This is a genomic window from Lampropedia aestuarii, from assembly GCF_004803635.1.
Taxonomy (GTDB): domain Bacteria; phylum Pseudomonadota; class Gammaproteobacteria; order Burkholderiales; family Burkholderiaceae_C; genus Lampropedia; species Lampropedia aestuarii.
Genome location: NZ_SSWX01000009.1, coordinates 169,570 through 179,656 on the forward strand (window position 1 = coordinate 169,570; position 10,087 = coordinate 179,656).

The window sequence follows — 10,087 nt, forward strand, 5'->3', positions numbered from 1 at the left end:
AGGGACAAGGAGTTAACGCAATGCAATCCTTACTCGACCTGTTCAAGCAATTTACCCCCGATGATCACTTTGATGCGATCAAGATCGGGCTGGCTTCGCCAGAGAAAATTCGCTCATGGTCTTTTGGTGAAGTCAAAAAGCCAGAGACCATCAACTACCGCACGTTCAAGCCTGAGCGCGATGGTCTGTTTTGTGCCAAGATTTTTGGCCCGATCAAAGACTACGAGTGCTTGTGCGGCAAGTACAAACGCCTCAAACACCGCGGTGTGATCTGCGAGAAGTGCGGCGTTGAAGTCACCCAAACCAAAGTGCGTCGCGAGCGCATGGGCCACATTGATCTGGCTGCGCCTTGCGCCCACATCTGGTTCCTGAAATCGCTGCCGTCGCGCTTGGGCATGGTGCTCGATATGACGCTGCGTGACATCGAGCGCGTGCTGTACTTTGAAGCCTACGTGGTGACTGAGCCTGGCATGACACCGCTGAAGAAATTCAGCATCATGAGCGAAGACGAATACGACGCCAAACGTGAAGAGTACGGCGACGAGTTCGATGCGCGCATGGGCGCCGAAGGCATCAAAGAGCTGCTCGATGGCATCGACATCGACGCCGAAATTGAGCGCCTGCGTGGCGACATGACCGGCTCCGAGCTGAAGGTCAAGAAAAACTCCAAGCGCCTCAAAGTGCTGGAGTCGTTCAAAAAGTCTGGTATCAAGCCAGGCTGGATGGTGCTTGAAGTGCTGCCTGTGCTGCCACCGGACCTGCGTCCTTTGGTGCCACTGGACGGCGGCCGTTTTGCGACCTCTGACCTGAACGACTTGTACCGCCGCGTCATCAACCGCAACAACCGTCTGCGCCGCTTGCTGGAGCTCAAAGCCCCGGAAATCATTGCACGCAACGAAAAACGCATGTTGCAAGAGTCGGTCGACTCGCTGCTGGACAACGGCCGCCGCGGCAAAGCGATGACTGGTGCCAACAAGCGCGCACTGAAATCGCTGGCTGACATGATCAAAGGCAAGGGCGGTCGTTTCCGTCAGAACTTGCTGGGTAAGCGCGTTGACTACTCAGGTCGTTCCGTGATTACCGTGGGTCCTTACCTCAAGCTGCACCAGTGCGGTCTGCCTAAGCTGATGGCCTTGGAGTTGTTCAAGCCCTTCATCTTCGCGCAGCTCGAGCAGCGCGGTATCGCCACGACCATCAAAGCGGCCAAGAAAGAAGTCGAGATGGGCACACCGGTGGTGTGGGACATCTTGGAAGAAGTGATCCGCGAACATCCAGTGATGCTCAACCGTGCGCCTACGCTGCACCGCTTGGGTATTCAAGCGTTTGAGCCAATTCTGATCGAAGGCAAAGCCATTCAGTTGCACCCACTCGTTTGCGCGGCCTTTAACGCCGACTTCGACGGTGACCAAATGGCTGTGCACGTGCCGCTGTCTGTGGAAGCGCAGATGGAAGCACGCGTTCTGATGCTGGCTTCGAACAACATCTTGTTCCCTGCCTCTGGTGAGCCATCGATTGTGCCGTCACAAGACGTGGTGCTGGGTCTCTACCACGCCACCCGTGAGAAGATCAACGGCAAGGGCGAAGGCATGGTGTTTGCCAACGTCAACGAAGTGATTCGTGCGTTGGACGCCGGTGTTGTTGAGCTCAACGCCAAAGTCAATGTGCGTTTGACTGAGTGGATCAAAAACAAAGCCACAGGCGAGATGGAAGCGAACACCAAGCTGCGTGAGACCACCGTGGGCCGTGCGCTGCTGTCGGAAATTCTGCCAAAAGGCCTGCCGTTTGATGTGATCAACCGCGCCTTGAAGAAGAAAGAAATTTCCAAGCTGATCAACACGTCTTTCCGCAAATGCGGCTTGAAAGACACGGTGATTTTTGCAGACAAACTGCTGCAAAACGGTTTCCGTTTGGCGACGCACTCCGGTATTTCGATTGCTATCGAAGACATGCTGGTGCCTCCGCAAAAGTACGAAATCGTGGCCCGTGCTGAGAATGAAGTCAAAGAGATCGAGCAGCAATACACCTCCGGTCTGGTCACAGCCGGTGAGCGCTACAACAAGGTCGTGGACATCTGGGGCAAGGCCGGTGACGAAGTCTCCAAGGTCATGATGCAACAGCTGGCCAAGGAAAAAACCGTTGACCGCCATGGCCAAGAAGTCGATCAGGAATCGTTCAACGCGATTTACATGATGGCCGACTCCGGCGCCCGTGGTTCTGCGGCGCAGATTCGTCAGCTCGCAGGTATGCGTGGTCTGATGGCTAAACCTGATGGCTCCATCATTGAGACGCCAATTACGGCGAACTTCCGTGAAGGCCTGAACGTGTTGCAGTACTTCATCTCCACCCACGGTGCCCGTAAAGGTCTGGCGGATACGGCGTTGAAAACTGCGAACTCGGGTTACCTGACACGTCGTCTGGTGGATGTGACCCAAGATCTGGTGATCATCGAAGAAGATTGCGGCACAGCCAACGGCACCTATATGCGCGCTGTGGTTGAAGGCGGTGAAGTGATTGAATCGCTGCGCGACCGCATCTTGGGCCGTACGGCTGCCGAAGAAATTCTGCATCCGGAAACCCGCGCCATGCTGCTGCCAGCGGGCACCTTGCTGGAAGAAGACCAGCTCGATGAAATCGAAGCGGCTGGCGTGGACGAGGTCAAAGTGCGTACTGCGCTGACCTGCGACACCCGTTTTGGTCTGTGCGCGAAATGCTATGGCCGCGACTTGGGCCGTGGTGGTGTGATCAACCTCGGCGAAGCCGTTGGTGTGATCGCTGCCCAGTCCATCGGTGAGCCAGGTACCCAGCTGACGATGCGTACCTTCCACATCGGTGGTGCGGTGAACCGTGCGGCGATTGCCTCCAGCGTCGAAGCGCGCTCCAACGGTATCATTGGCTTCAATGCCACGATGCGTTACGTGACCAACTCCAAAGGCGAGCTGGTGGTGATTGCACGTTCGGGTGAAATCATCATCCAGGACGAGCACGGACGTGAGCGTGAGCGCCATAAAGTGCCATACGGTGCGATCTTGTCTGTCAAGGCAGACCAGCAGATCAAAGCCGGCACGATTTTGGCCAACTGGGACCCGCTGACCCGCCCAATCATTACCGAATTCGCCGGTCAGGTGAAGTTCGAGGGCGTCGAAGAAGGCCTGACTGTGGCCAAACAGGTCGACGAGGTGACCGGTTTGTCCACGCTGGTGGTGATCGATCCTAAGCGCCGTGGCTCCAACAAAGTCGTGCGTCCGTTGGTCAAGCTGATTGATGCCAATGGCCAAGAGGTGAAGATTCCTGGTACCGACCACGCTGTGGCGATCGGCTTCCAGATCGGCGCTTTGGTGCAAGTGCGTGACGGTCAGGATGTGGGCCCAGGCGAGGTGCTGGCGCGTATCCCAATCGAAGGTCAGAAGACCCGCGACATTACCGGTGGTCTGCCACGTGTGGCCGAGTTGTTTGAAGCCCGTACGCCTAAAGACAAAGGCTCGCTGGCTGAAATCACCGGTACCGTGTCCTTCGGTAAGGAAACCAAAGGCAAGATTCGCTTGCAAATCACCGATCCAGAAGGTTCGGTCTGGGAAGATCTGATCCCCAAAGAGAAGAACATCCTGGTGCACGAAGGCCAAGTGGTCAACAAGGGTGAATTGATTGTCGACGGCCCAGCCGATCCACAAGATATTCTGCGTTTGTTGGGTATCGAAGAGTTGTCACGCTACATCGTCGATGAAATTCAAGACGTGTACCGCTTGCAAGGTGTGAAGATCAACGACAAGCACATTGAAGTGATTGTGCGTCAGATGCTGCGCCGTGTGGTGGTCGAGAACCCAGGTGAGTCCAACTACATCCAAGGCGAGCAGGTCGAGCGTTCAGAGATCCTCAACACCAATGAGGCACTGAAAAAAGAAGGCAAGATCCCTGCAACTTACGCCAACGTATTGCTGGGTATTACCAAAGCGTCTTTGTCGACCGACTCGTTCATCTCTGCGGCGTCCTTCCAGGAAACCACCCGTGTGCTGACCGAGGCGGCCATCATGGGCAAGCGCGACGAGCTGCGTGGTCTGAAAGAAAACGTCATCGTTGGTCGTTTGATTCCTGCTGGTACCGGTTTGGCTTACCACCAAGCGCGCAAGGCCAAAGAGCAAATGGACGATGCAGAACGCCGCTCTATCAGCGAGCAAGAAGCCTCGAATGGCTTTGCCTCGCAGCCAGCTGAAACAGACGCAGGTCTGTAATACAGCCTCAACGTGCTGTTTGGCAGTTTGAGACACAGGCGCTTTGCCCTGTGTTTCAAACTGGCTCAAGCGCTACGAGTCAAGCGTCCGCCTATGGCGGGCGCTTTTTTTATGGGCAGGCTCTAAGATCGTAAACACGTTCTAAGAACAGGCGCTTAGATCGTCAACACGTTCCTAGAATCCAAGCGCGTTGCGCAATCGACGCTGCAAAGCATCGACAATACATGCCATACCGGTATGGATAATGATTGAACTATGAAAACCTCTGCTCCAAGCGCCCAAGCACCATCGCTCAAGGACCAAGTGCAATGGGCTGCGCAAGGCCTGCAGCAAGTGGCCCAAGGCCAGTCGGCCAGAGAAGTGGTGGCTGCTTGGCCCGCCACTCCAGTGCGACCTGGTGCCCAGGCCTTGCTGTACACGGCCTTGCGGCATTGGGGCCAAACGCGCGCCCTGATTGCATTGCTGGCCAGCAAAAAACCGCAAGCGGCAGTAGAGGCATATTTGGCTGTGGCATTGAGCTTGTTGCTGGCTCCCGAAGGGGCGAGTTACGCGCCGTTCACAGTCGTGAATCAAACCGTTGAAGCCCTGCGCCGCCATAAGAAATGGCAGGCTCAGGCCGGCTTCGTCAATGCCTGTTTGCGCCGTTTTTTGCGTGAGCGTGAAGCCTTGTTGGCAACGGTCGACAAGGACGTGGCTGCACGCAGCAACCACCCGCAATGGTGGGTCGATGTGCTGCGACAAGACCATCCTAGCCAGTGGCAGGACATTTTGGCCGCCAATAATGCGCGTGCACCGCTGACCATCCGCGTCAACACCGTGCACATCAGCCGTGATGCGTATTTGCAGCAGTTGCTCAGCGCAGGGCTGGAAGCACAAAGCGTGCTCGAGGCTGGTATCGTCCTGCATAAAGCGGTTGACGTGCGTGCCCTGCCTGGTTACCAGGATGGTTGGTTCTCCGTGCAAGATGCTGCGGCCCAGTATGCTGCGTCACTGCTGCTAAGCGGTTTGACAGCGCCACTTGCCGGCGCTGCGCCGTTGCTGGTTTTGGATGCCTGCGCCGCGCCTGGCGGCAAAACTGCCCACTTGGCAGAATGGGCTGCTACACACGGGCTGCCTATTGAGCTGGTGGCAATGGATGTGGATGGCGAGCGCGCCAAACGCATTGGCGACAATATGCAGCGTTTGGGCTTTGCCCAGCAGGTGCGCATTGCAGTAGCCGATGCCAGCCAGCCAGATGACTGGCACACACAGGTGTTGGCGGGGCGCATGCTGGATGCTGTGCTGCTGGATGCCCCTTGCTCTGCCGCTGGCATTGTCCGGCGCCATGCCGACATCCGTTGGTTGCGTAGGCCGCAAGACCTGGATGTGTTGGTGCAAGTGCAAGCGCAGATATTGCGCCGCATGTGGGCATTGCTTAAGCCGGGCGGACGTCTTTTATACTGCACCTGTTCAGTATTCCATCGGGAAGGCAAAGACCAGATGCAGCATTTTGTGAACCAGCACTCAGATGCACGCCAAATAGGCGATTGTCTGCAGCTTTTGCCGACTTTGCCCTCAGCATCCGGCTCGCTGGCGGATAACCACGATGGCTTCTTTTACGGTTTACTGCAGAAGGCCTTGTGATTCTCATGGTGCGCCTCTATCTCAAGCGCTGCTTGCTGTGGCTGGTCTCTGTGTGTTGGCTCACGGCGACGCTGGCGTTTGCGCAAAGCAATCTGGATGTCAGTGGCGACTCCGTCTTGCAAGAGGTGCACTGGGCTGTTGAACCTGATGGCGCGGTGGTGGTGAGTGCGCAAATGGTGTTGATGCTTTCGCGTCCAATGGTTGAGGCTTTGCACCAAGGCATTCCCGTTTACTTTGTCGCCCAAGCTTCATTAACGCGCACGCGTTGGTGGCTATGGGACAAGAAGGACATTGATGCGCACCGGTATTGGCGACTCAGCTACCAGCCGCTAACGCGCGTGTGGCGTTTGCAAAGTTCACAGGAGTCATCCAAACATACGGACTCCTCACAGGGCTTGGCCCAGTATTTTGACAGCTTGGACCAGGCCCTGGCATTGATGCAGCGCATTTCAAACTGGCGCATTGGCGAGCGCTCACAACTGGCGCGCGACCAAGCCTATGTGGCGCGATTCTCATTAGGCGTTGACCAGGAGCGGCTGCCTCGGCCGTTGCAGTTTGATGCGCAAGGCCGCAATGACTGGGACTTGCTGCTGCGTGCGAGCGAATCTGCGGTGCTGTTGCCCCAAGCGCAAGGCGGTGCCACGCAATGACCCAAGCCAACCCACGCAACGCATTAAGAAGCCGGCGCCTGAGCTGGATGCTAGGCATCTTGGTGGCCGTGACCACGGCCATCGGGCTGGTGCTGCTGTTTTTGCTGGCTTTGGCAACCGATAGCCAAGGCTTGTATGAGCAGTATTACCCATGGCTGCTGAGCCTCAACAGCATCGTCGCAGTCGTCTTGTGCCTGATCGTGGTCTGGGGCACGTCGCGCTTGTTGGTCAGGTTGCGGCAGAATAAATTTGGTAGCAAACTGCTGCTTCGCTTGGCGGCATTGTTTTGTGTTGTCGGTATTTTGCCTGGCGTGCTGATTTATGTGATCTCTTACCAGTTCGTTTCTCGCTCGATTGAGAATTGGTTTGATGCACGTGTGGAAAGTGCGTTGACCGCCGGGGTTGGAATGGCCCGTACCACCTTGGATGCCTGGGTGGTGAACAATACGGCGCGGGCGCGTTATTCGGCCACTCAGCTCGAGCAAATTGGCTTGGCCAATTTAGGCATTGCCTTGGAGCAAATCCGCGAACAGTTTGGGGCCAGTGAAGTCGTGCTGTGGCGCAGCAATGGCGAGGTCGAGCTCAGCATTGGGCCGACCGATGCCCAGTTGATTCCTCAGCGTCCTTCGGCCCAGGCGTTTCGCACGGCCCGTGAACGCCGCGAGTGGGCGGTGCTTGAAGGCATGGAAGAGGCCGAGCGCGATGGCGATGCCAAAGTGCAGGTGCAATCCTTGGTGTTGGTGCGCGGCTTTGGTGGCTCTTTGAGTTTGGCCAGCGACCATGAGCGCTTTTTGCAGGTGACCGTGCCGGTGCCGCAAGTCTTGATTCGTGACGCTTTCGTTGTGCAGCAAGCCAATCGTGAATACCAGCAGCGTGCGCTGGGGCGTGAGGGCTTGCGGCGCATGTATATCGGTACGCTGACCCTGAGTTTGTTTTTGGCCGTGTTCGGGGCAATCGTGCTGGCCATTCTTTTAGGCAATCAGCTACTCAGGCCGCTACTTATCTTGGCCGAAGGTGTACGGGAGGTGGCCTCTGGAAATCTCAACCCCAAAGTGGCACTGCCTCGCAATGATGAGCTGGGTGGACTGACCAGAGCCTTTGCGCTAATGACACATCAGCTGTCCATGGCCAGGGCCTCGGAGCAGAAAAGTTTGGCGGCGTTGGATGCTTCTCGAGGTCAGTTGCAAACCATCCTTGATAACCTGACAGCTGGTGTGATTGTGCTGAATGACCAAGGCACGATTTTATCGATCAACCCAGGCGCAACGCGTGTACTCAGAGCGCCATTGGCCGCTTACGTTGGACGCAATTTGCAGGAGGTGCCAGATCTGCAGCATTTTGCGGAGCTGGTCGCGCAGCGCTTCAGTGCGTTTTTAATCAGAGACGGCTTGCGCCATGAAGAGCACTGGCAACAAAGTGTGGACTTGTATGCGCTCCCCCATGGCGCAGCGCCAGATGCTGCTCGCGACTTTTCGCTCACCATCGTAGCGCGTGGCGCGATGCTGCCCGATGGCAATCGCCTGCTGGTGATGGACGATATCTCCGATGTGGTCTCCGCCCAGCGTGCGCAAGCATGGGGAGAGGTGGCCAGGCGCTTGGCCCATGAAATCAAAAACCCACTCACGCCAATTCAGTTATCGGCCGAGCGACTGGAGTTGCGCCTGACAGGCAAGCTGCCTGATAAAGAAGAGGCGATCTTGGCCAAATCGGTCAAAACCATTGTGGACCAAGTCGAAGCCCTCAAGCGCCTAGTCAATGAGTTCCGCGATTACGCCAGATTGCCGACGGCGGTCTTAGAAGATGTGGACCTCAATTCGCTGATTCAGGACGTCATGCAACTCTATGGCATGGAGAATGCGAGCTTTGCCGTGCAAACCCAATTGGACATGGCCAGTCCGATGATTCGGGGCGACGCTATGCAATTGCGCCAAGTTATCCACAATCTTTTACAGAATGCGCAAGATGCAAGCCTGCAAGCGCGAGAGAATCGGGCAGAATCCCCTTCAGCTGTGGTGATCTCCACGCAGTGGAATTCTTCCGCTAACTGTGTCAAGCTCACGGTTGAAGACAGTGGAACAGGGTTTCCTGCCAATATGCTTCAGCGAGTGTTCGAGCCTTATGTCACGACAAAAACCAAAGGAACCGGTTTGGGGTTGGCTGTTGTGAAAAAAATTGCAGACGAACACCATGCCTTGATAGAGTTGGCGAATGTGCACAATGACAGCGGCTTGGTGGTTGGAGCCAGGGTTTCGTTATCATTCAATCCAGTTGCCCTGCGCACGCACAGTGACGCAGGCGAGCAAGCAAAAGAACCAAAGCAGGATACACTTTAGAAATGGCAAACATATTGGTTGTAGATGATGAGTTGGGAATCCGTGATTTGTTGTCCGAGATTCTTAACGATGAAGGACACCATGTTGATCTCGCAGAGAACGCAGGTCAGGCACGTATCGCTTGCCGCGATAACGCCTACGACCTGGTCTTGCTGGATATCTGGATGCCAGACACTGATGGTGTCAGCTTGCTTAAAGAGTGGCAGTTAAGTGGCCAGCTGGTGATGCCTGTGATCATGATGAGTGGCCATGCAACCATCGACACGGCAGTGGAGGCCACGCGCATTGGGGCCTTCTCGTTTCTTGAAAAGCCGATTACTTTGCAAAAACTGCTCAAGTCCGTCCACCAGGCTCTTGAGAAACAGCAAGCTGCAGAGACGCCAGTCGCTGTCGCCGCGACAGCACAGCGCGTGATGGCTGCCGAGCCATCGAGCGATGCAGTATTGGCTGGTGGGCAGACCATGATTCGCGCGATCCCGCGTGAAGAGTTTTTGCCAGAGCCGCATCAAGGTTTTGATTTGGATCGTCCTTTGCGCGAAGCGCGGGATGATTTTGAGAAAGCGTATTTCGAGTTCCATTTGGCCCGTGAAGGTGGCTCGATGACTCGCGTGGCTGAGAAAACCGGTTTGGAGCGCACCCATCTCTATCGCAAGCTCAGGCAGCTTGGCGTAGAACTGGGCAAACGCCGCAGTACTCGCTGAAACCGCCAGCAGACGACCTGGGGTGCAAACAGGTATTTAGTCGAAAGTTTCAAAAAGCCGGAAAAAATAGGCTACAATAGCGATCTTTCGAAGCTTGGCTCTTTCAGAGTCAAGGTTTTTGAAAGCAATGCACTGAAAAGCAGGTTTTTAAAAAAACAATAAATTTGTTTTTAGATCAAAAAATACTGTTATACTTCAAGGCTTGGCTCGGTAGCTCAGTTGGTAGAGCAGCGGATTGAAAATCCGCGTGTCGGTGGTTCGATTCCGCCCCGAGCCACCAATTTTTTGCTGCAGCAAAAATCACAATGATTTTTCGATTCTCATTGAGTTTGTGTGCTGCGGTAAGTGTCTTGACTGATTTGCAGTTGTGGTAAATTGGTTGGGTGAAATTTTCGGTCGGTTTGAAATTTTTTCAACTTACTCGAAATTTCCGTGCTATAGTAGAGGGCTTCGCTGATCGCAGCAAGTCGCTTGAAAATAAATTGTTCATTAACAAATTACAGCCGATAAGCGTGGGCGTTTGGATGTAGAGAAAGCCTGCATTTAAGCGTCCT

Annotated in this window: 5 protein-coding genes and 1 tRNA gene; all 6 read left to right on the top strand. The window is 55.3% G+C overall.

Features of this window, described 5'->3' with window-relative positions; translation table 11 throughout:
• The first annotated feature begins 20 nt into the window (after positions 1–20).
• The 6 genes from rpoC (at position 21) to E8K88_RS08910 (ending at position 9,813) form a co-directional block, all read left to right on the top strand.
• Positions 21–4,226 carry a DNA-directed RNA polymerase subunit beta' gene (gene rpoC / locus E8K88_RS08885; RefSeq protein ID WP_136406297.1) on the top strand — a complete coding sequence of 1,402 codons (4,206 nt, stop codon included), beginning with the start codon at positions 21–23 and terminating at the stop codon, positions 4,224–4,226.
• Between the two features lie 255 nt (positions 4,227–4,481).
• Positions 4,482–5,849, top strand: a complete 1,368-nt coding sequence (rsmB, locus tag E8K88_RS08890) for a 16S rRNA (cytosine(967)-C(5))-methyltransferase RsmB (RefSeq protein ID WP_136406298.1) — start codon at positions 4,482–4,484, stop codon at positions 5,847–5,849.
• Between the two features lie 5 nt (positions 5,850–5,854).
• A complete protein-coding gene (locus E8K88_RS08895) occupies positions 5,855–6,499 on the top strand; it encodes a DUF4390 domain-containing protein (RefSeq protein WP_136406299.1) in 645 nt (214 codons plus the stop codon).
• The gene (locus tag E8K88_RS08900) at positions 6,496–8,832 is read left to right on the top strand and encodes a sensor histidine kinase (RefSeq protein ID WP_136406300.1); all 2,337 of its coding nucleotides are present in this window, start codon (positions 6,496–6,498) and stop codon (positions 8,830–8,832) included. The genes E8K88_RS08895 and E8K88_RS08900 overlap by 4 nt, the downstream gene beginning before the upstream one ends.
• Positions 8,833–8,834: 2 nt before the next feature.
• Complete coding sequence (locus E8K88_RS08905; RefSeq protein WP_136406301.1) at positions 8,835–9,533, top strand: response regulator; 699 nt, start codon at positions 8,835–8,837, stop codon at positions 9,531–9,533.
• A gap of 204 nt (positions 9,534–9,737) precedes the next feature.
• A tRNA-Phe gene (locus E8K88_RS08910) sits at positions 9,738–9,813 on the top strand.
• The last annotated feature ends 274 nt before the right edge of the window (positions 9,814–10,087 follow it).